The 21,548-nt window shown below is 71.7% G+C and carries 19 protein-coding genes and 1 riboswitch; of the genes, 15 read left to right on the plus strand and 4 right to left on the minus strand.

Annotated elements, in window-relative coordinates:
- The first annotated feature begins 35 nt into the window (after nt 1–35).
- Complete coding sequence (locus ACZ5NJ_RS32905) at nt 36–1,286, plus strand: L,D-transpeptidase (RefSeq protein ID WP_468769790.1); 1,251 nt, start codon at nt 36–38, stop codon at nt 1,284–1,286.
- 72 nt (nt 1,287–1,358) lie between these two features.
- Here the strand turns inward: ACZ5NJ_RS32905 and ACZ5NJ_RS32910 are convergent, their stop codons facing one another.
- Nucleotides 1,359–1,763, minus strand: a complete 405-nt coding sequence (locus tag ACZ5NJ_RS32910; RefSeq protein WP_468769792.1) for a hypothetical protein — start codon at nt 1,761–1,763, stop codon at nt 1,359–1,361.
- Nucleotides 1,764–1,963: 200 nt separating this feature from the next.
- Between ACZ5NJ_RS32910 and ctaE the strand changes: the two genes are divergently transcribed.
- From ctaE to ACZ5NJ_RS32940, 6 genes are all read left to right on the plus strand, one after another.
- Nucleotides 1,964–2,584, plus strand: coding sequence for an aa3-type cytochrome oxidase subunit III (ctaE, locus tag ACZ5NJ_RS32915; RefSeq protein WP_079426271.1), 621 nt, complete (start codon nt 1,964–1,966; stop codon nt 2,582–2,584).
- A 74-nt stretch (nt 2,585–2,658) separates the two neighbouring features.
- Nucleotides 2,659–3,468 carry a cytochrome bc1 complex diheme cytochrome c subunit gene (gene qcrC / locus ACZ5NJ_RS32920; protein WP_468769793.1) on the plus strand — a complete coding sequence of 270 codons (810 nt, stop codon included), beginning with the start codon at nt 2,659–2,661 and terminating at the stop codon, nt 3,466–3,468.
- Nucleotides 3,465–4,523 carry a cytochrome bc1 complex Rieske iron-sulfur subunit gene (gene qcrA, locus ACZ5NJ_RS32925; RefSeq protein WP_468769794.1) on the plus strand — a complete coding sequence of 353 codons (1,059 nt, stop codon included), beginning with the start codon at nt 3,465–3,467 and terminating at the stop codon, nt 4,521–4,523. Before qcrC ends, qcrA begins: the two co-directional genes overlap by 4 nt.
- A complete protein-coding gene (gene qcrB, locus ACZ5NJ_RS32930) occupies nt 4,520–6,145 on the plus strand; it encodes a cytochrome bc1 complex cytochrome b subunit (protein WP_468769796.1) in 1,626 nt (541 codons plus the stop codon). Before qcrA ends, qcrB begins: the two co-directional genes overlap by 4 nt.
- A 168-nt stretch (nt 6,146–6,313) precedes the next feature.
- Nucleotides 6,314–7,378 carry an anthranilate phosphoribosyltransferase gene (gene trpD, locus ACZ5NJ_RS32935; RefSeq protein ID WP_468769797.1) on the plus strand — a complete coding sequence of 355 codons (1,065 nt, stop codon included), beginning with the start codon at nt 6,314–6,316 and terminating at the stop codon, nt 7,376–7,378.
- Nucleotides 7,379–7,456: 78 nt separating this feature from the next.
- Nucleotides 7,457–7,573: riboswitch (SAM riboswitch) on the plus strand.
- Between the two features lie 231 nt (nt 7,574–7,804).
- The gene (locus tag ACZ5NJ_RS32940) at nt 7,805–9,238 is read left to right on the plus strand and encodes an aminotransferase class V-fold PLP-dependent enzyme (protein ID WP_468769799.1); all 1,434 of its coding nucleotides are present in this window, start codon (nt 7,805–7,807) and stop codon (nt 9,236–9,238) included.
- Between the two features lie 45 nt (nt 9,239–9,283).
- Here the strand turns inward: ACZ5NJ_RS32940 and ACZ5NJ_RS32945 are convergent, their stop codons facing one another.
- Nucleotides 9,284–9,565, minus strand: a complete 282-nt coding sequence (locus tag ACZ5NJ_RS32945; RefSeq protein ID WP_344153804.1) for an Lrp/AsnC family transcriptional regulator — start codon at nt 9,563–9,565, stop codon at nt 9,284–9,286.
- Nucleotides 9,562–10,296, minus strand: coding sequence for a rhomboid family intramembrane serine protease (locus ACZ5NJ_RS32950; protein ID WP_468769801.1), 735 nt, complete (start codon nt 10,294–10,296; stop codon nt 9,562–9,564). The genes ACZ5NJ_RS32945 and ACZ5NJ_RS32950 overlap by 4 nt, the downstream gene beginning before the upstream one ends.
- A gap of 113 nt (nt 10,297–10,409) precedes the next feature.
- Here ACZ5NJ_RS32950 and ACZ5NJ_RS32955 point away from each other — a divergent pair, with 113 nt between their 5' ends.
- The 7 genes from ACZ5NJ_RS32955 to ACZ5NJ_RS32985 all read left to right on the plus strand — a co-directional run bounded on the left by ACZ5NJ_RS32955 (nt 10,410) and on the right by ACZ5NJ_RS32985 (nt 18,687).
- A complete protein-coding gene (locus tag ACZ5NJ_RS32955) occupies nt 10,410–10,652 on the plus strand; it encodes a hypothetical protein (protein WP_042813634.1) in 243 nt (80 codons plus the stop codon).
- Between the two features lie 39 nt (nt 10,653–10,691).
- Nucleotides 10,692–12,056, plus strand: a complete 1,365-nt coding sequence (locus ACZ5NJ_RS32960; protein WP_468769848.1) for an NYN domain-containing protein — start codon at nt 10,692–10,694, stop codon at nt 12,054–12,056.
- A gap of 254 nt (nt 12,057–12,310) precedes the next feature.
- Nucleotides 12,311–13,363 (plus strand): C40 family peptidase, encoded by a 1,053-nt coding sequence (locus tag ACZ5NJ_RS32965; RefSeq protein WP_468769803.1) that lies wholly within the window; start codon nt 12,311–12,313, stop codon nt 13,361–13,363.
- Between the two features lie 239 nt (nt 13,364–13,602).
- Nucleotides 13,603–14,658 carry a C40 family peptidase gene (locus ACZ5NJ_RS32970; protein WP_468769804.1) on the plus strand — a complete coding sequence of 352 codons (1,056 nt, stop codon included), beginning with the start codon at nt 13,603–13,605 and terminating at the stop codon, nt 14,656–14,658.
- 25 nt (nt 14,659–14,683) lie between these two features.
- On the plus strand, nt 14,684–15,817 hold the full coding sequence (locus ACZ5NJ_RS32975) for a hypothetical protein (RefSeq protein ID WP_468769805.1): 1,134 nt from the start codon (nt 14,684–14,686) through the stop codon (nt 15,815–15,817).
- Nucleotides 15,818–15,838: 21 nt separating this feature from the next.
- Nucleotides 15,839–16,981 (plus strand): glycosyltransferase family 4 protein, encoded by a 1,143-nt coding sequence (locus ACZ5NJ_RS32980; RefSeq protein ID WP_468769806.1) that lies wholly within the window; start codon nt 15,839–15,841, stop codon nt 16,979–16,981.
- 89 nt (nt 16,982–17,070) lie between these two features.
- Complete coding sequence (locus tag ACZ5NJ_RS32985) at nt 17,071–18,687, plus strand: GMC oxidoreductase (RefSeq protein ID WP_468769807.1); 1,617 nt, start codon at nt 17,071–17,073, stop codon at nt 18,685–18,687.
- 6 nt (nt 18,688–18,693) lie between these two features.
- On the opposite strand, the gene ACZ5NJ_RS32990 is transcribed toward ACZ5NJ_RS32985, so the two are convergent.
- Nucleotides 18,694–20,490, minus strand: a complete 1,797-nt coding sequence (locus ACZ5NJ_RS32990; RefSeq protein WP_468769809.1) for an AMP-dependent synthetase/ligase — start codon at nt 20,488–20,490, stop codon at nt 18,694–18,696.
- A 253-nt stretch (nt 20,491–20,743) separates the two neighbouring features.
- Between ACZ5NJ_RS32990 and ACZ5NJ_RS32995 the strand changes: the two genes are divergently transcribed.
- The gene (locus ACZ5NJ_RS32995) at nt 20,744–21,526 is read left to right on the plus strand and encodes a metallophosphoesterase family protein (protein WP_468769811.1); all 783 of its coding nucleotides are present in this window, start codon (nt 20,744–20,746) and stop codon (nt 21,524–21,526) included.
- The last annotated feature ends 22 nt before the right edge of the window (nt 21,527–21,548 follow it).

The raw sequence follows: 21,548 nt of genomic DNA on the forward strand, positions 1-21,548 counted from the left end.
CGACGTAATAGTCATATGTTCATAGCGTTGAGCGCATGAAGCACTCACCGCGTCTTCGGACGGTACTCGGCTGCTCCCTGCTGGTCGCGTCCCTCGGTGCCGGCGCCACCGCATGCGGGGGGTCGTCCGACAACCCGCTGTCAGCCCGCCCGTACGACGCGGGCCAGCAGGTGACCTTCAACCAGCCGCCCGGCGGCGGCAGGGCCGCCGACCCCGACAAGCCGCTCGAAGTCACCGCCAAGGGCACGGACTCCCGTATCACCGACGTGATGGCCGTGGACACCCACGGACGCCGCCTGGCGGGGGAGCTCTCCGCCAAGGGCGACCGCTGGCACAGCACCTCGCCGATGGCCGCGGGCGTCCACTACACGGTCACCGTGAGCACGGAGGACCGGCACGGGGCTCCGGGGCAGCGCACGCTGGCCTTCGACACCACCCCGGCCAAGAAGGTCCTCAAGGTGGAATTCGGCCCGGACGAGGGCAAATACGGGGTCGGACAGCCCATCACGGCCGAACTCAGCGAACCCGTCAAGGACAAGGCCGCCCGCGCCCTCGTCGAACGGGGCCTGGTCATCGACACCCCCGAGCCCGTCGAGGGCGCCTGGCACTGGGTGGACGACAAGAACCTGCACTTCCGCCCCAAGGAGTACTGGCCCGCCCACTCCTGGGTCTCCGTACGGAGCAACCTGGAGGGCGTCAAGATCGAGGACGACCTCCACGGAACCGCCTCCAAGCCGCTCAAGCTGGAGATCGGCGACCGGGTGGAGGTCACCACCGACGCCGCCGCGCACACCCTCACGTTCGAGCGCAACGGAGAAGTGATCAACACCATTCCGGTGACCACCGGGAAGCCCGGCTTCTCCACCCGCAACGGGGTCAAGGTGGTGCTGGGCAAGCAGTACTTCGTCCAGATGCGCGGGGACACCGTCGGCATCGGCGGCAGCGAGTACTACAACCTCCCCGTCTACTACGCCACCCGCGTGACCTGGAGCGGCGAGTACGTCCACGCCGCGCCCTGGTCGGTCGGCTCCCAGGGCTACGAGAACGTCAGCCACGGCTGCACCGGCATGAGCACGGGCAACGCCGCCTGGTTCTACGAGAACATCAGCGAGGGCGACATCGTCCGGGTGATCAACAGCATCGGCGAGGACATGGAGCCCTTCGGCAACGGCTACGGCGACTGGAACCTGGACTGGAAGGCCTGGCGCGACGGCAGCTACCTCCTCAAGGGCACCCAGGAGGGCCGCAGCCGCGTCGACCAGGCCCGCCTGCGCCCCACCGTCTGACCCGCAGGCCCCAGGAAGCACGCGAGGGCCCGCGGACGGCCACAGAGCCGCCCGCGGGCCCTCGCCCGCGTCTCAGGCCGCGTTGGGGGCCAGCCGGGCGCGCAGGACGCCCGCCAGGGCCTCGGGGAACTCCACCGGGTCCACCGGAAGGGTGACGGCCGCGTCCGCGCGGCTCCAGGTGGCCAGCCACGCGTCCTGGGGACGCCCCATCAGCAGCAGCACCGGGGGACACCGGAAGATCTCGTCCTTGATCTGCCGGCACACGCCCATGCCCCCGGCCGGGACCGCCTCCCCGTCCAGCACGCACGCGTCGATGCCGCCGGCGTCCAGTTCCTTGAGGACCGCCGGAAGGGTGGCACATTCCACGAACTCCACCGGCGGCAGGTCGGCGGCCGGCCTGCGCCCGGCCGCCAGCCGCACCTGCTCCCGGGTGCTCGCGTCGTCGCTGTAGAGCAGAACCCGCGCAGTCGCCCGCATTTCGTTCCTCCACGTGTCCGTGAATCACGCTGATGATGCGCGGGATGCTACTCCGTCCGATCCCGTGTCAACATCGGTTCCGCCAGCCTGGCGGGAGAGCCCGCACGGGGGTGATCTGATGGGCCGTTCGGGCCTTGCACACCCCCCTGACACTCCGAACGGCACCCCCCGGGGTGAGGGCGGGATAAGCGACCGACATAATGTCGGTCGTGGCGACAGCAACGACAGTAGATACCGGGCACGCGCACCCGACGGTCAACCGGCCGAACCTCGTCAGCGTCGGAACCATCATCTGGTTGAGTTCCGAGCTGATGTTCTTCGCGGCCCTCTTCGCGATGTACTTCACCCTGCGATCCGTGATGGGCGCCGAGCACTGGGCAGAACAGGCCAAGGCCTTGAACCTGCCCTTCTCGGCGACGAACACCACGATCCTGGTGCTCTCCTCCCTCACCTGCCAGCTCGGCGTCTTCGCCGCCGAGCGCGGTGACGTGAAGAAGCTCCGGACGTGGTTCATCATCACGTTCGTCATGGGTGCGATCTTCATTGGCGGCCAGGTGTTCGAGTACACCGAGCTGGTCAAGCACGAGGGCCTGAGCCTCTCGTCCGACCCGTACGGCACGGTGTTCTACCTGACCACCGGCTTCCACGGTCTGCACGTGACGGGCGGACTCATCGCCTTCCTGCTGGTCCTCGGCCGGACGTACGCGGCCAAGAGGTTCACCCACGAACAGGCCACGTCGGCCATCGTCGTGTCCTACTACTGGCACTTCGTCGATGTCGTCTGGATCGGCCTCTTCGCCACGATCTACCTGATCAAGTAGCGAAACGTCGCCGGCACCGTCCGGCACACCATCCAGAAACACCGACGCAGAAGATCCTGACACCGGGGTAATCCGTGAAAAAGCTCTCCGTACGACGACGCCATCCGCTGGCGGCGGTCGTCGTTCTACTCTTCGCGCTGGCGGTCACGGGGGGGCTGTACGCCGCCTTCGCGCCCGCGGGCAAGGCGCAGGCCGATGAAACCGCCCAGTCCCTCGCCATCGAGGAGGGCAAGAAGCTCTACGCCGTGGGCTGCGCAAGCTGCCACGGAACCGGCGGTCAGGGTTCCTCTGACGGCCCGAGCCTGGTCGGCGTCGGCTCCGCGGCCGTCGACTTCCAGGTGAGCACGGGCCGCATGCCCGCCCAGCAGCCCGGCGCCCAGGTGCCGAAGAAGCGGAACATCTATTCGCAGGCCCAGATCGACCAGCTCGCGGCCTACATCGCCTCCCTCGGCGCCGGCCCGATCACGCCGGCCGAGAAGCAGTACGACCCGGCCGGTGCCGACATCGCCGCCGGTGGCGAACTGTTCCGCAACAACTGCGCGCAGTGCCACAACTTCACCGGCGAGGGCGGCGCGCTGACGAACGGCAAGTACGCCCCGAACCTCGAGGGCGTCGAGCCGAAGCACATCTACGAGGCCATGCTCACCGGCCCGCAGAACATGCCCTCCTTCCCCGACAGCACGATGCCGGAGAAGCAGAAGAAGGACATCATCGCGTACCTCCAGAACGTGAACGGCGAGAAGTCGGTCAGCCCTGGCGGCCTGAAGCTCGGTGGCCTCGGCCCCGTCTCCGAGGGTCTGTTCGGCTGGATCTTCGGTCTGGGTGCGCTGATCGCTGTCGCCGTCTGGGTCGCGGCCCACACCGCTAAGGCCAAGAAGTCATGAGTAGCCAAGACATTCCCGAAGACAAGCACCTGCCGAGCGAGCAGGGCGACGCGCACCACGGTGCCGTAGCGGTCGCGGACGACCCGTTCGCCGACCCGGGCCTGCCGGTCCACAAGCCGCGCATCCAGGACATCGACGAGCGGGCCGCCAAGCGGTCCGAGCGCACGGTCGCGATGCTGTTCACGCTGTCGATGCTGGCCACCGTCGGCTTCATCGCCTCGTACGTGTCCATCCCCGTCGAGAAGATCATTTACGTCTTCCCGATCGGCAAGGTCAGCGCGCTCAACTTCGCCCTGGGCCTGACCCTGGGCGTGGCCCTCTTCTGCATCGGCGCGGGCGCGGTCCACTGGGCCCGCACCCTGATGTCCGACGTCGAGGTCGCCGACGACCGCCACGAGATCGCGGCGCCGGCGGACGTCAAGGCCAAGGTCATGCAGGACTTCGCCGACGGTGCGAACGAGTCCGGCATCGCCCGCCGCCCGCTGATCCGCAACACCCTGCTCGGCGCGCTGGCCCTGGTGCCGCTCTCCGGCGTGGTCCTGCTGCGCGACCTGGGCACGCTGCCCGAGGACAAGCTCCGCAAGACCATGTGGGCCAAGGGCAAGCTGATCATCAACCAGAACACCATGGAGCCCCTGCGCCCCGAGGACGTTCAGGTCGGTTCGCTGACCTTCGCCATGCCCGAGGGCCTGGAAGAGGACCAGCACGACTTCCAGAACCAGATCGCCAAGGCCGCCCTGATGCTCGTCCGGATCAAGCCGGAGGACATCAAGGACAAGCAGGAGCTGGAGTGGTCCCACGAGGGCATCGTGGCCTACTCCAAGATCTGCACCCACGTCGGCTGCCCGATCAGCCTGTACGAGCAGCAGACGCACCACGTGCTCTGCCCGTGCCACCAGTCCACCTTCGACCTCTCCGACGGCGCCCGTGTCATCTTCGGCCCGGCCGGTCACGCGCTTCCGCAGCTGCGGATCGGCGTGAATGACGAAGGCTTCCTCGAAGCGCTCGGCGACTTCGAAGAGCCCGTCGGTCCTGCATTCTGGGAGCGCGGATGAGCACTGCCACCACCACCGAGCGCAAAGCGCCGGCCGGCGAGCGCGTAGCCGACTGGGCGGACGCACGCCTGGGCATCTACAGCCTCGCCAAGGCGAACATGCGCAAGATCTTCCCGGACCACTGGTCCTTCATGCTGGGTGAGATCTGCCTCTACAGCTTCATCATCATCATCCTCACGGGTGTGTACCTGACGCTGTTCTTCCACCCGAGCATGAACGAGGTCGTGTACCACGGCTCGTACGTGCCGATGCAGGGCGTCCAGATGTCCGAGGCCTTCGCCTCGACGCTGGACATCAGCTTCGATGTCCGCGGCGGTCTGCTCATCCGGCAGATCCACCACTGGTCGGCGCTGATCTTCGTCGCCGCGATGGTCGTGCACATGATGCGCGTCTTCTTCACCGGCGCGTTCCGCAAGCCGCGCGAGGTCAACTGGATCTTCGGCTTCCTGCTGCTGGTCCTCGGCATGTTCACCGGCTTCACCGGTTACTCCCTGCCGGACGACCTGCTCTCAGGCACCGGTGTCCGCTTCATGGAGGGCGCGATCCTGTCCGTGCCGATCGTCGGCACGTACCTGTCGTTCTTCCTCTTCGGCGGCGAGTTCCCCGGCGGCGACTTCGTCGCGCGGTTCTACTCGATCCACATCCTGCTGCTGCCCGGCATCATGATGGGCCTGCTGGTGGCCCACCTGATCCTGGTCTTCTACCACAAGCACACCCAGTTCGCGGGTCCCGGCAAGACGAACAACAACGTCGTCGGCATGCCGCTGCTGCCGGTCTACATGGCCAAGGCCGGAGGCTTCTTCTTCCTGGTCTTCGGTGTCATCGCGGCCATCGCGGCCCTCGCCTCGATCAACCCGATCTGGGCGCTCGGCCCGTACCGCCCGGACCACGTGTCCACCGGCGCGCAGCCCGACTGGTACATGGGCATGCCGGAAGGCCTGATCCGTGCCATGCCCGGCTGGGAGATCAACCTGTGGGGCCACACGCTCGTCCTGGGCGTGTTCATCCCGCTGCTGCTCTTCCCGCTGGTCCTCGGCGCGATCGCCGTCTGGCCGTTCATCGAGTCCTGGGTCACCGGCGACAAGCGCGAGCACCACATCCTGGACCGCCCGCGCAACGTCCCGACCCGTACGGCCTTCGGTGTCGCCTGGATCGCGGAGTACATCGTGCTCCTCATCGGCGGTGGCAACGACATGTTCGCCCAGTACTTCCACCTGTCGATCAACTCGATCACCTGGTTCGTCCGGATCGGCTTCTTCGTCGTCCCGGTCCTGGCCTTCATCGCCACCAAGCGGATCTGCCTCGGCCTCCAGCGCCGGGACCACGACAAGGTGCTGCACGGTCGCGAGACCGGCATCATCAAGCGTCTGCCGCACGGTGAGTTCGTCGAGGTCCACGAGCCGCTCCCGCAGGGCAAGCTGCACACGCTCACCTCGCACGAGCAGTACAAGCCGGTCGAGATCGGCCCGACGGTCGACGAGAACGGTGTCGAGCGCAAGGTGACGCGCGGCGAGAAGCTGCGCGCGAAGCTCAGCAAGGGCTTCTACGCGGAGGGCAACCAGATTCCGAAGCCCACCGCCGAGGAGTACAAGGAGATCCAGTCGGGCCACGGCCACCACTGATCTCCGGCAGGACCGCTTGAGGGATCGACCCAGGTCGATCCTGGTGTCGCCACGGCAAGAGCCCCCGTCCAGGGTCTGGACGGGGGCTCATTGCCGTCTCCGGGGCTGGATAGGCTGAGATCCTTCCCGTCCGACGTGCGAACCCCCGACGAGCAGCAGGAGCTGACCATGAACGTTGCGACCCCGGCAGGCGGCGACAGCGTGGCGGCCCGCGGCTGGCCGGGCATCCTGGAAGCCCTGCTCAGCGGCCACGACCTCGCCTCCGACGACACCGCGTGGGCGATGGAGCGGATCATGCGCGGCGAGGCCACCGACGCGCAGATCGCGGGCTTCGCGGTGGCCCTGCGGGCAAAGGGCGAGACCGTGCAGGAGTACACCGGCCTGGTCCGGACGATGTACGCCCACGCCAACCTGATCGAGGTGCCGGGCCGGACCGTGGACATCGTCGGCACCGGAGGCGACGGCGCCAAGACCGTCAACATCTCCACCATGTCCGCCATCGTGGCCGCCGGCGCCGGTGCGAAGGTCGTCAAGCACGGCAACCGGGCCGCGTCCTCCGCCAGCGGCTCCTCCGACGTCCTGGAGAAGCTCGGCGTCAACCTCTCCCTCACCCCCCGACGGGTGGCGGAGGTCGCCGAGGAGGCCGGCATCACCTTCTGCGCGGCCGTGGTCTTCCACCCCGCCCTGCGGTACGCGGCCTCGGCCCGCCGGGACCTCGGCGTGCGCACCGCGTTCAACGGCCTCGGCCCGCTCACCAACCCCGCCCGGGTCACGGCCCAGGCCGTCGGCGTCGCGGACGGCCGGCTGGCCCCGATCATGGCCGGGGTGCTCGCCGAGCGGAACACCTCCGCCCTCGTCTTCCGCGGCGACGACGGCCTGGACGAGCTGACCACCACCGGCACCTCCCGGGTGTGGTGGGTCCGCGACGGCCGGGTCACCGAGCACGCCTTCGACCCGCGCGACGTGGGCATCGAGACCGTCGACATCTCCGCCCTGCGCGGCGGTGACCCCTCCTACAACGCCGACGTGGCCCGCCGCCTGCTGGCGGGGGAGACCGGCCCCGTGCGCGACGCCGTCCTGCTGAACGCGGCGTCCGCCCTGGTCGCCCTGGACCCGGGCACGGGCTCGCTGGAGGAGCAGCTCTCCGCGGGCATCGCCCGCGCGGCCGGGTCCATCGACTCGGGCGCCGCCCGGGCCGCGCTGGAGCGGTGGGTGGCCGCCAGCAACGCCTGAGGCTTCCGACGAGACCCCGGTCCACATGGTGGACCGGGGCCTTGTCTTCGGCGGTCCGTGTGGCAGGATGCTCTCCAAGGTCACGAGTGACAGCGTTTTGGCCCCGGCTCGCTGTCCGGCAACCCTCCTTCCGTGGCGGGGTGCCCCGGGTGATGACCAGGCCGTAGGCAGCGAGGTCTACGGCAAGCGCGGATCCCTCGACACCAGGGATCCTGGTCTTCCGAGGAGCGTTTTCCGTGAGCAAGCGAATGCGATAGGGCGGCTCCGCCCCTTCTTCACCCCTCGGAACAGGGTCCCTTCCGCGTACCCGCATCCCGTCCGAGGCACTTCCCGTACCCCTGACGGCCGCCGCCGCGCCGCGCGCCGCCGTACCCGCGTACGGGCACCACCGAAGCCATTCCGCCCTGCCTGCCGGGAGATACAGCCATGTCCGCATCCCTGAACGCCGCCGCCCGCACCGCCGCCACCGCCCGCACCGCCGCCGACCCGGCCTGTGCCGAGCCGCTGCCCGTGCTCGGCCGGGACGTCACGGTCCCGCTCGTCACCGGCGGCGAGGTCACCTACGCGGCCCTGGACTACGCGGCCAGCGCGCCCGCACTCCAGCGGGTCTGGGACGACGTCGCCGCGTACGCCCCCTACTACGGCAGCGTCCACCGCGGCGCCGGGTACCTCTCGCAGCTCTCCACCGACCTCTTCGAGCAGAGCCGGGCCACCGTCGCCGCGTTCCTCGACTGCCGCCCCGCCGACCAGGTGGTCTTCACCCGCTCCACCACCGACTCCCTCAACCTGCTCGCCGCCGTGCTCCCGGCCGACTGCCAGGTCTTCGTCTTCGAGACCGAGCACCACGCCTCGCTGCTGCCCTGGGGCGACGCGCAGGTCACGTACCTCAACGCCCCGCGCACCCCGGGCGAGGCCGTCGCCACCCTGGAGCGGGCGCTGGCCGACCGCGACCCTTCCCCAAGCTCTCGGCTTCGCTCGAGCAGGGGAGGCCCCAATGGTCCGGCCCTGGTCTGCGTGACCGGCGCCTCCAACGTCACCGGTGAACTGTGGCCGGTCAAGGAGCTCGCCGCCGCCGCGCACGCGCACGGCGCGCGGATCGTCCTGGACGCCGCCCAGCTGGCGCCCCACCACCCCGTCTCGGTACGGGAACTGAACGTGGACTGGGTCGCCTTCTCCGGCCACAAGCTGTACGCGCCCTTCGGCTCGGGCGTGCTCGCCGGCCGCGCGGACTGGCTCCAGGAGGCCGAGCCGTACCTCGCCGGGGGCGGCGCCTCCCGCAAGGTGGCCCGCCGCGAGGACGGCGGCGTCGACGTCGAATGGCACACCACCGCCGCCCGCCACGAGGCCGGCTCCCCGAACGTGATCGGCGTCTACTCCATCGCCTCCGCCTGCCGGGCGCTGGAGGAGGCCGGCTTCGAGAACCTCGTCGCCCGGGAGCGGCACCTCATCGCGAAGGTCCGCGCGGGCCTGGCCGAGGTCCCGGCGGTGCGGGTGCTGTCCCTGTTCGGGGACGACGCCCCGCGCGTCGGCGTCATCTCGTTCGTGGTCGACGGCTGGAACAGCTCCCACTTCGCGGCGGCGCTGTCCGCGGAGTACGGGATCGGCGTGCGCGACGGGCTGTTCTGCGCCCACCCGCTGGTACGGACGCTGCTGGGCAGCGAGCCGCAGGCCCAGGGCGAGTGCGGGGCGCCGGAGGCGGCGCCCGGGGAGCGGTCCCTGAACGCGATCCGCGTCAGCTTCGGGGCGGGGACCCCGGACGAGCACGTGGAGCGCTTCGTCCGCGCGGTGAAGGAACTCGTCGCGGACGGCGCGAAGTGGCAGTACCGCACGGAGGACGGCCGCTGCGTCCCGGCGGTGTAGCGGGGAGCCGGCCGCCGGCGGGGCTGACGGACGGCCCCGCCGGTGCTACGCGTCGAGGCCGATGGCGAAGGCGGCTTCCAGGTCGTGCTGGGAGTACGTGCGGAACGCGACGTGCGTGTCCGTCGCCTCGACGCCGGGGATCTTGCTGATCCGGCCGGGGATGACGTCCGCCAGGTTCTCGTGGCGGGCGACGCGGACCAGCGCGATCAGGTCGTACGTACCGGTGACGGAGTAGACCTCGCTGACGCTGTCCAGCTGCGCGATGGACTCGGCGATCTCGGGGATCCGGTCCACGCTGGTCTTGATGAGCACGATCGCGGTGATCACGGTTGGCTGTCTCCCTCGCCGGCAGTCACTGGTCGCCTCACTCTAGTCGTACGGCGATATCGCGCCCACGCGTAGCAGAACCCCACCGAGAAGCCCACGACGTGGGCCAGGTAGGCCACCCCCGGCCCGCTCCCCGCGCGGTGCGCGGCCAGCCACTGGAGCCCGAACCAGAACATCAGCACGATCCAGGCCGGGAACCGCAGCGGCAGGAAGAGCAGGAACGGGAACAGGGACGTCACCCGCGCCCGCGGGAAGAGGCACAGGAACGCCCCCAGCGCCGCCGAGATCGCGCCGGACGCCCCGACCAGGGTCTGGTCCGAGGAGGCGTTGGCCGCCGCGTAGGCCGCCAGGGCCACGTAGCCGGTGCAGAGGTAGAAGACGAGGAACGCCGGCCGCCCCATCCGCTCCTCCGTCATGGCGCCGAAGACGTAGAGGAAGAGCATGTTCCCGAGCAGGTGCAGCCAGCTGCCGTGGACGAAGAGGGCCGTCAGCGGGGTCAGCAGCGGGCGCGCGGCCCCCGAGAACAGTTCGTCGGGGACCACGCCCCAGTGCCGGAAATAGGCCGTACCCGTCGCCAGCAGCCGCTCGCCCGTACCGAAGGACGGGTTCAGGCCGGAGGCCGGGCTCGTCAGGAACACCGCGCAGCAGCCGGCGATCAGCGCGTACGTGACCACGGGGCCCCGGGCGGCCTCGCGCACGGCCCGCCACTTTACGATCATGCGACAGAGCATGACGCAGGCGGACCCCCCTGAGGGTGGTGCCAGGCCGTAGGGTTACGTGCTGCGGTCCGCCGACCGCCGCGGAAGGCTTTAATTGAATGAGCTACGAAGGAGAGAGCGGCCTGATGACGACGGTTCCCCTGCCGACCGACACCACCCGGTGGCGCTGCACCCTGTGCGGCAACCTCACGCGGTTCGATGTCACCCGATCGTCGAAGGTGGTCGAGTACGTCCACCTCGACCTCGCCGGGGAGCCCAAGGTCGAGGAGCGCGAGGTGGTCAGTGAGACCATCGAGTCGGTCCGCTGCCGCTGGTGCAACGCGGTGGACCAGATCGAGCTCGTCGACAGGCCGGGCACCGACTCCTGAGGGAGCCGGGCCCGCAGGAGATCACGGTAGGGGTGACGGATTGTGGAGCCAGCAAGCGGCGCCGGGCCGGCCGACGCTGCCCGCGACGCCGCGGAGGTCCTCGACCGCCCGCTGCCGGAGGGCGTGCGGCGCCGGGTCGTCTCGCTCGTCTCGGACGCCTTCGGCGGCCTGACCGTCGGTGACCTCCCGGCGCAGCTGCGCCAGTACGCCCGGTTCACCCCGACCCGGCGTGCCAAGTTCGCCGGCAACGCCATGGCCGCGGCCGTGGAGAGCGACGGCGTCTTCCGCAGCCGGGTCGCGGAGAAGGTGCGCGAGGCGCAGCCGGAACTGGCCGGGGCACTGGAGTCCGGTGCCCCGCCGGCCGCCGCGGACCCCCTGGACGTGGCGGCCGCCGCGTACGTGCTGCGTCCGGCCGGCTGGGTCAAGCTGGTGGCCGCCGCGGGCGAGGAGGCGCAGCGCGCCGACGCCGAGCGGGTGGGCGACGAGACGCGGCGCGAGCTGGAGCGGCTGCGCGCGGAACTGGCCCAGCTGCGCGAGTCCCAGCGCAACGGCGGCGAGCAGGTGCGGGCCGAGCTGGACGCCGCCCGCAAGGAAGCGGAATCGCTTCAGCGCAAGCTGCGCAGCGCCCTGAGCGACGTCAAGCGGGGCGAGGCGGCCCTGCGCAAGCTCGGCGGCGAGATCGACGGGATCCGCGGTGAGGCGGCCGCGCAGGTGGCCGCCGCCGAGAGCGAGTCGCGGCGGCTGAAGTCCCGTCTGGCGGAGGCGGAGTCGGCGCTGGAGACGGCCCGCCGGGCCACCCGCGAGGGGCGCAGCGTCGAGGACATGCGGCTGCGGCTGCTGCTGGACACCGTGCTGGACGCGGCGGCGGGGCTGCGCCGCGAGCTGGCGCTGCCGCCGGTGTCGACGCGGCCCGCGGACACCGTGGACGCCGTGGAGCCGGGCCGGATGACCCCGAAGGACATCGCGGCGCGGGCCCTGTCGGAGACCGATCCGGCGCTGCTGGACCAGCTGTTGGCGCTGCCGCAGGCACATCTGGTGGTCGACGGGTACAACGTGACGAAGACCGGCTATCCCACGATGCCGCTGGAGAAGCAGCGGCTGCGGCTGCTGGGCGGCCTGTCGATGCTGGCCGCGCAGACGGGCGCCGAGATGACGTGCGTCTTCGACGGGGCGGAGCTGGCGGCGCCGGTGCTGCTCGCGCCGCCGCGCGGGGTGCGGGTGCTGTTCTCCAAGGCGGGCGTCACGGCGGACGAGTTGATCCGCCAGCTGGTGCGGGCCGAGCCGTCGGGCCGTCCCGTGGTCGTGGTCTCCACCGACCGTGAGGTGGCCGACGGGGTGGCGAAGGCGGGCGCCCGGCCGGTGGCGTCGGCGCTGCTGCTCAAGCGGCTCGCGCGCGTTTCGTAGCACTTGGCGGCTTGTGCGTCTGATGTAACCACTGTGCGGGATGCCCGGATTGACGGTGCGTAGGGGAGACGTACCGTCAAGGGTCCGGCACGCAGCGTGGGCCCCGGGTAAAGAAGGCGGAAGGCGAGCGGATTTTTACGTTCCGGGATTTGAAGTGATCACGGACGGGTCACTAGGGTCTGCTCAAACCTTCGTTCGGTAGGTCACTCATTCGGGGTGCCGACGGAGGTGTGCTGCCGAAGGAGTTCGCGTCCGTGGCGTCCCACCGTCGACCCAAGCCGCCGACCCGCACCCGCGTGAGCGTCCTCACCGCCCTCGCCACCGCGGCCGTCGCCCTCTCCTCCCAGTCGGCCCTGGCCGCTCCCGCGCCGGACAAGCCGAACAAGGACGAGGTCAAGACCAAGGTCGACGCCCTCTACGAGGAGGCCGAGCAGGCCACCGAGAAGTTCGACGGCGCCAAGGACCGCCAGGACAAGCTGGAGAAGGAGATCGGCTACCTCCAGGACCAGGTGGCCCGCGGCCAGGCCGACCTCAACGACCTGCGCAACACGCTCGGTTCCATGGCCACCGCCCAGTACCGCGGCGGCGGCATCGACCCCTCCGTCGAACTGCTGCTCTCCGGAGACCCGCAGAAGTACCTCGACAACTCCTCCACCCTCCAGCAGCTGAGCGGCCGGCAGGTCGAGGCGATCGCCAGGATCCAGGCCAAGCAGCGGGAACTGGCGCAGCAGCGCGCGGACGCCACCGCCAAGCTCAACGACCTGGCCGCCGTCCGCAAGGAGCTCGCCGACAACAAGGCGGCCGCCCAGAAGAAGCTCGCCGACGCCCAGGCGCTCCTCAACTCCCTGACCGCCGAACAGCGCGGCGAACTCAACAGCGACGCGGCCAAGGACGGCGCGGCCTCCGCGAAGGCCGCCGGCGGCGGAGCCAAGCCCGGCGCCGGCAAGGGCTCCGGCCGGGCCGGAGCCGCCCTCGCCGCCGCCATCACCCAGGAGGGCGACGCCTACCACATGGGCGACACCGGCCCCGACTCCTGGGACTGCTCCGGCCTGACCCAGTGGGCCTACGCCCAGGCCGGCGTCAGCATCAGCCGCACCACCTACACCCAGGCCAACGATGGCACGCGCATCGGCCGCAGCGAACTCCAGCCCGGGGACCTCGTCTTCTTCTACGGCGACCTGCACCACGTGGGCCTCTACGCGGGCAACGGCCAGGTCTTCCACGCCTCCCACCCCGCCCCGGGCGGCGGAGTCAAGTTCGAGTCGATGGACAACATGCCCTTCCAGTTCGGCGTCCGCGTCGGCTGACCCGGACCCCGCCCCGCAGACGCGCCGCACACCGCCCATCCGGGCGAATTGCACGGACCCGCCCTGACCCCGCGCCCCGCCCCTGACCTGTGTCAGAGGCGGGGCGCCGGTGTCCCGGGCCCGCGACGGTCGTTGGCCGGTGCGTGGCCGCGCGGCTACTGTCTGCCAGCGCGGAACCCGGCACACGGCCGTCCACGGGGGCGGGCCCGGGCCCGCACAGCGCAAGGGAGCGGTGCCACGTGGGGTCCCATCGCCGGCCCGGGAACGGCGGCCTCGACCGGAACGCCAAGGTCACCGTCCTCACCGCCGCCGCGGCCACCGCCGCCGTGGCCGTGACGGGGGCACCCGCCGGCGCGGCCCCAGGCCTCCCGCAGGACCCCGCCACGAGCTCCCGCGCCCAGGTCGACCAGCTCTTCGAGGAGGCCGAGCAGGCCACCGAGAGGTTCAACCGGGCCGGGGAGAAGGCCGACGCGCTGCGCGCCGAGATCGCCCGCGCCCAGGACGCCGTCGCCCGCGCCCAGGACCGCGTCAACACCATGCGCGGCGTCCTCGGCACCTTCGCCGGCGCCCAGTACCGCTCCGGCGGCCTCGACCCCACCGTCGAGCTGATGCTCTCCGAGGACCCCGGCGCCTACCTCGACAAGGCCGCCGTCCTCGACCGGCTGAGCGGCCGCCAGGCCAAGCAGCTCGCCGAACTGCGCGAGGAACAGCGGCGGATCGGCCGGCAGCGCCAGGACGCCTCGCGCAAACTCGCCGAACTGGAGACCCTGCGCACCGAGGTCGCCACCCAGAAGCGAGCCGTCACCGCGAAGCTCGCCGCCGCCCGCAGGCTCCTGAACGACATGCCCTCCGCGGAGCGCGCCGACTTCGAACGGGCCTCGCGCTCCGGCGGCCGCGCCGACGCCCTCCCGGACCTGCCCGACCTGCCCGCCGGCGGCGGCCAGGCCTCGGGCCGGGCCATGGCCGCCGTGATGGCGGCCCGGGCCGCGGTCGGCAAACCGTACGTGTGGGGGTCCACCGGGCCCTCCGGCTTCGACTGCTCCGGGCTGATGGTGTGGTCGTACCGGCAGGCGGGCGTCTCCCTGCCGCGCACCTCGCAGGCGCAGCGGTACGCGGGCCGGCGGGTGCCGCTCTCGCAGGCCCAGCCGGGGGACCTGGTCACCTACCGCTCGGACGCCAGCCACGTCGGCATGTACGTCGGCAACGGCCAGGTGATCCACGCCCCCTACCCCGGCGCCCGGGTCCGCTACGACCCCGTCGGGATGATGCCGGTGTCCTCGGTGACCCGGCCCTGACACCCGACGTGCGTACGATCGGCGGATGGATCCCGACCGCCGCGCCCTCGTACGCCTGCTCGCGGCGGCCCTGTGCGCGCCCGCGGCCGCGGCCGCGGCCGGGTGCGCGGCGCCCGCCCCGCCCGTCGACGCGGCGGTACGGCGGGCCGTCGCCGACTGGGCTTCCGCCCCGCCGCAGCGGCTCTCCGCGATCCCGCTGGAGGGCTGGTCCTACGAGGTCACCTCGGTCCGGGGCGACGGCGCACGGGCCTACGCGCACGCCGAACTGCGCTACCGGCTCGCCGGCTACGACAGCGCCCCTGCCGGATCGGCCCGCGAGCTGGTGCTGACCCGTGGCGGCGGCGGTGGCGGGGCCTGGCGGGTCGCCGCCGAACGGCCCTCCCCGGGGGCACCGCAGCAGCTGTGGGACCAGCCGGACCCGGTCGCCGTCGTACGGGGCGCCCACTCCCTCGTCCTCGGCGTCGGCCAGAGCCCGCAGACCCTGTCGGGGATCGCCGCCGAGGCGGACCTGGCCGTTCCCGCGGTGAGCGCCGCCTGGCCCCGGCCGTGGGCGGGCCGGGTGGTGGTCCTGGTCCCCCGCACGCTCGACGCGATGGCCGCCCTGCTGGGACGCCCCGCCGACGCCTACCGGGGCCTGGGGGCCGTCACCACGGGGGCCACCGGCGGCGGCCCCGCCCCGGCGGACCGGGTCGTGGTCAACCCGGAGGGCTACGCGCAGCTGTCGCAGGCCGGCCGGCAGGTCGTCCTCACCCACGAGACCACCCACGTCGCCACCCGCGCCGCCACCACCGCCCGCACCCCGCAGTGGCTCTCCGAGGGCTTCGCGGACTGGGCCGCCTACCGGCAGGGCCCCCTGGGCCCGGCCGAGGCCGCGCCCACCCTCGCGCGGGCCGTCCGGCTCGGCGACCTGCCCGCCGCCCTCCCGGCGGACGCGGCCTTCGCCTTCGGCGGCGACCAGGACGCCATGGCCCGGGCCTACGAGGGCGCCTGGCTGGCCTGCCGGCTCATCGCCGCCCGCTGGGGGGACGCGGCGCTGGTCCGCCTCTACGAACGCGCCGGCCGCGAACCCCTGCCCACCGCCCTCGGCCAGGCCCTGGACACCGACCTGCCCGCCCTGACCCGGGCCTGGCAGCAGGCGCTGCGCGACGATCTCGGCTAGCCGTCCGGTACGTTGGCGGGGATGCACAAGACGCTGATCGTGACCAACGACTTCCCCCCGCGCCCGGGCGGCATCCAGGCCTTCCTGCACAACATGGCCCTGCGGCTCGACCCCGAGCGGGTCGTCGTCTACGCCTCCACCTGGAAGCACAGCGCCGAGGGCCGCGCGGCCACCGCCGCCTTCGACGCCGAGCAGCCCTTCACCGTCGTGCGCGACCGCACCACGATGCTGCTGCCGACGCCCCGCGTGACCCGGCGGGCGGTGTCCCTGCTGCGCGAACACGGCTGCGAGTCGGTGTGGTTCGGGGCGGCCGCCCCGCTCGGCCTGATGGGCCCCGCGCTGCGCCGGGCGGGCGCGCGGCGGCTGGTCGCCACCACCCACGGGCACGAGGCGGGCTGGGCGCAGCTGCCGGCCGCGCGGCAGCTGCTGCGGCGGATCGGCGAGGGCACCGACACCCTCACCTACCTCGGCGAGTACACGCGCTCGCGGATCGCCTCGGCGCTGACCGCGTCGGCGGCGGCGCGGATGGTGCAACTGCCGCCGGGCGTCGACGAGAAAACCTTCCACCCCGGCTCCGGCGGTGCCGAGGTCCGCGCCCGGCTCGGGCTCAGCGACCGCCCGGTCGTCGTCTGCGTCTCGCGGCTGGTGCCGCGCAAGGGCCAGGACACGCTCATCGAGGCGATGCCGAGGATCCTGGCGCAGGTGCCGGACGCGGTCCTGCTGATCGTGGGCGGCGGCCCGTACGAGGCGGACCTGCGGGCGCTGGCCGGTACGAAGGGGGTCGCGGACTCGGTGGTCTTCACCGGCGCCGTCCCCTGGTCGGAGCTGCCGGCCCACTACGGTGCGGGCGACGTCTTCGCGATGCCCTGCCGGACCCGGCGGGGCGGGCTGGACGTGGAGGGCCTCGGCATCGTCTACCTGGAGGCCTCGGCGACCGGCCTGCCGGTCGTCGCCGGGGACTCGGGCGGCGCGCCGGACGCGGTGCTGCCGGGGGAGACGGGGTGGGTGGTCCGCGGCGGCGAGCCCGCCGCGGCGGCGGACCGCATCGTGCCCCTCCTCCAGGACCCGGCCCTGCGGGCCCGCATGGGTGCGGCGGGCCGCGCCTGGGTCGAGGAGAAGTGGCGCTGGGACCTCCTGGCGTCCCGCCTCCGCGAGCTCCTGTAGCCGGGCCGGGGAGACACGGCTGACTGTCACTCGGAAACATGGCACGCCGCGTTATGGCCGCTTCGGCGGAATCCGCTCATCATGCGCCCATGACACCCGAACTGACACGTCGTCAACTCGGCCTCGCCGCCCTCCGCACCGCCGCGGCCCTCGGCCTCACCCGCATCGGCCTGACCACCGCGACCGCCGCCGAGGCCCCGGCCGCCGCCCGCTACGCCCCCGCCATCGTCGTCGGGTCCGGCTACGGCTCCGCCGTCGCCGCGCTCCGCCTCGGGCAGGCCGGCGTCCGCACCGTCGTCCTCGAAATGGGACGGCTGTGGGACACCCCCGGCCCCGACGGCAAGGTCTTCCCGTCCACCAGCGCCCCCGACCAGCGCTCCATGTGGTACCGCACCCGCACCGAGGCCCCCCTCGCCACCTTCCTCTGGCTGGACGTCGTCAACCGCGACATCAGCCCCTACCCCGGCGTCCTCGACCGCGTGAACTACGGCGACATGTCCGTCTACGTCGGCCGCGGCGTCGGCGGCGGATCCCTCGTCAACGGCGGCATGGCCCCCACGCCCCGCCGCTCCTACTTCTCCGAGGTGCTGCCCCAGGTCGACGCCGACGAGATGTACGGCACCTACTACCCCCGCGCCCGCGCCATGCTCGGCGTCAACAGCATCGACCCCGACTGGTTCGAGTCCACCGAGTGGTACCGCTTCGCCCGGATCTCCCGCAAACACGCCCAGAACACCGGCCTGAAGACCACCTTCGTGCCCAACGTCTACGACTTCGGCTACATGCGGCGCGAAGCCGCCGGGACGGCCACGAAGTCCGCGCTCGCCGGCGAGGTCATCTACGGCAACAACCACGGCAAGAAGAGCGTCGACAAGACCTACCTCGCGGCCGCCCTCGGCACCGGCAACGTCACCATCGAGACCATGCAGCGCGTCGTCGGCGTCCGCCAGGACCCGGCCGGCGGCTACGTCCTCACCGTCCGGACCAGCGACGTCACCGGCAAGGTCACCCAGGTCCGCGAACTCGGCTGCGCCCGGCTCTTCCTCGGCGCCGGCAGCCTCGGCACCACCGAGATCCTGCTGCGCGCCCGCGAGACCGGCACCCTGCCCGCCCTGAGCGACCGGGTCGGACAGAACTGGGGCACCAACGGCAACGTCATGACCGCCCGCGCCAACCACCTCTGGGACACCGTCGGCGCCAACCAGGCCACCATGCCCGCCCTCGGCATCGACGACTGGGACAACGCGGCCAACCCGGTCTTCGCGGAGATCGCCCCGCTCCCCATGGGCATCGAGCACTGGATCTCGATGTACCTGGCGATCACCAAGAACCCGGAACGCGGCCACTTCACCTACGACGCCGCCACCGACTCGGCGCGGCTGCGGTGGACCCGCGACCAGAACGCCCCCTCGGTGGCCGCGGCCAAGAACCTCTTCGACCGCGTCAACCTCAGGAACTTCACCATGTACCGCTACGACCTCTTCGGCGAGAACAAGGCCTTCGCCGACACCTTCACCTACCACCCGCTCGGCGGCTGCGTCCTCGGCGAGGCGACCGACACCTACGGCCGGGTCAAGGGCTACCAGGGGCTCTACGTCACCGACGGCTCGCTCGTCCCCGGCTCGCTCGGCGTGAACCCGTTCGTGACGATCACGGCCCTCGCCGAGCGGAACATGGAGCGGATCCTGGCCGAGGACCCGCACTGACCGGGGTCAGGACCGGTACAGGGCCTCGATCTCGTCCGCGAAGTCCTTCGCCACCACATTGCGCTTGAGCTTCAGCGACGGCGTGATGTGGCCCGACTCCTCCGTGAACTGCGAGGGCAGGATACGGAACTTCCGCACCGACTCCGCCTTGGAGACCGCCGCGTTGCCGTCGTCCACGGCCTTCTGGACGGCGGCCATCAGGTCCGCGTCCTCGCGCAGGTCCGCCGCCGTGGCGCCGGCCGGCTTGCCGTTCTCCGCGGCCCACCGGCCGAGGAACTCCTCGTCGATGGTGACCAGCGCCGCCACGAACGGCTTGCCGTCGCCGACCACCATGCACTCGGCGACCAGCGCGTGGGCCCGGATCCGGTCCTCGATCACGGCGGGGGCGACGTTCTTGCCGCCCGCCGTGACGATGAGCTCCTTCTTCCGGCCGGTGATCCTCAGGTAGCCGTCCTCGTCGAGGGTGCCGACGTCACCGGTGTGGAACCAGCCGTCGGACATCGCCTCGGCGGTGGCCGCCTCGTTCTTCCAGTACTCCTTGAAGACGTGCTCGCCGTGCACCAGCACCTCGCCGTCGTCGGCGATGCGCAGCACCGAGCCCGGCAGCGGCTGGCCGACCGTGCCGATCTTCTGCTTGTCCCAGGGGAGGAACGCCGTGGCCGCGCAGGTCTCCGTCAGGCCGTAGCCCTCCAGCACCGTGAAGCCGATGCCGCGGAAGAAGTGGCCGAGGCGCTCACCCAGCGGGGCGCCGCCGGAGATCGCGTACTCGCCGCGGCCGCCGAGGACGGCGTGCAGCTTGCTGTAGACCAGCTTGGAGAAGATCTTGTGCTTGAGCTTCAGGCCGAAGGACGGGCCCGAGGGCAGGTCCAGGGCCCGGCTGTAGGCGATGGCCGTCTCGGCGGCGGCGTCGAAGATCTTGCCCTTGCCATCGGCCTGGGCCTTGGCGCGCGCCGAGTTGTAGACCTTCTCGAAGACGCGCGGCACGCCGAGGATCAGCGTGGGCCGGAAGGACTGGAGCTCTTCGGTGAGGTTCTTGATGTCCGGTACGCAGCCCAGCCGGATCGGCGCCAGGACCGCCGCCACCTCCACCAGGCGGCCGAAGACGTGCGCGGCCGGCAGGAACAGCAGCACCGAGCACTCGCCGGTACGGAACAGCGGCTTCAGCCGCTCGACGACGTTGCCGCACTCGGCGAAGAAGTTGCGGTGGGTCAGCACGCAGCCCTTGGGGCGGCCGGTGGTGCCCGAGGTGTAGACGATGGTGGCCGGGTCGTCGGCGTTGGCCAGCGAGCTGCGGGCGTCCACGTCCGCGTCCGGGACGCCGGCCCCGGCCGCCTTCAGCGCGCCGAAGGCGTCCTGCTCGATCTCCCAGACCTCGCGCAGCTCCGGCAGCCGGTCGCGCAGGGCCGCCACGTTCGCGCTGTGCCCCGGGCTCTCCACGATGGCCGCGACGGCGCCGGAGTCCCCGAGGATCCACTGGATCTGCTCCGGGGAGCTGGTCTCGTACACGGGCACGGTGACCGCGCCCGCGCTCCAGATCGCGAAGTCGAACAGGACCCACTCGTAGCGGGTGCGGGAGATCAGCGCCACCCGGTCGCCGGGCCGGATGCCGGACGCGATCAGACCCTTGGCGGCGGCCCGGACCTCCGCGAGGAACTCCGTCGCGGTCACGTCGCGCCACTGCCCGTCGACCTTGCGGCTCATGACGGCGGTGTCTGGGTGCTGGGCGGCGTTGCGGCGGATGAGATCCGTCAGGTTCCCGTCCGACGGGACCTCGTACAGGGCCGGAAGGCTGAACTCGCGCAAGACTGCTGCTCCTCTGGGCGCCATCGCCACCGTGTGGACCGACCGGACGTTACCCACCGGTAGTGGGTTCCCGATAGAGGGAACCGGCCAGATGTTCCGTGCGTCACATTCTGGACTTCGCCGTGCATCGCAAACGTCGCCACAGCGCTGCCGACAGTAGTCGACCGGCTCCAGGACTCGGAAGTAACCGCAGGTCCGGCCGCCTGCGAGCCCCCCTCTACCCGGCGGGCGGCGGCACCCCTAGGGTGGCGGCATGGGTGCCAGCAAGAGGCGTACACGGGTCCACGTCGTCAGCGACGTCCACGGCAACACCGAGGCCCTCGCACGGGCCGGCGACGGCGCCGACGCCCTCGTCTGCCTCGGTGACCTGGTCCTCTTCCTGGACTACGCCGACCACTCCCGCGGCATCTTCCCCGACCTCTTCGGGGTCGAGAACGCCCACCGCATCGTCGAGCTGCGCACGGCGCGCCGCTTCGCCGAAGCGCGCGAATTCGGCCGCCGGCTGTGGGACGGGCTGGACAGGGACCGGATGATCGAGGACGCCGTCCGGCGCCAGTACGCGCAGATGTTCGCGGCCTTCCCCACCCCGACGTACGCCACCTACGGCAATGTCGACGTCCCCGGCCTGTGGCACGAGTACGCCGGACCGGGCACCACCGTCCTCGACGGGCAGCGCGTGGAGATCGGCGGCCGCGTCTTCGGCTTCGTCGGCGGCGGCCTCCCGTCCCCGATGCGCACCCCCTACGAGGTGGACGAGGACGAATACGCGGCGAAGGTCGAGGCCCTCGGCGAAGTCGACGTCCTCTGCTCCCACATCCCGCCGGAGGTCCCCGAGCTCTGCTACGACACGGTCGCGCGCCGCTTCGAGCGCGGCAGCGGAGCCCTGCTGGCGGCGATCCGCCGCACCCGGCCGCGCTACGCCCTCTTCGGCCACGTCCACCAGCCGCTGGCACGGCGGATGCGGATCGGCGCCACGGAGTGCGTGAACGTGGGCCACTTCGCGGCGACGGGGACGCCCTGGGCCCTGGAGTGGTGACCACACGCCTCCACGCCGGGGC

It is taken from the genome of Streptomyces sp. NPDC032091, assembly GCF_055580265.1.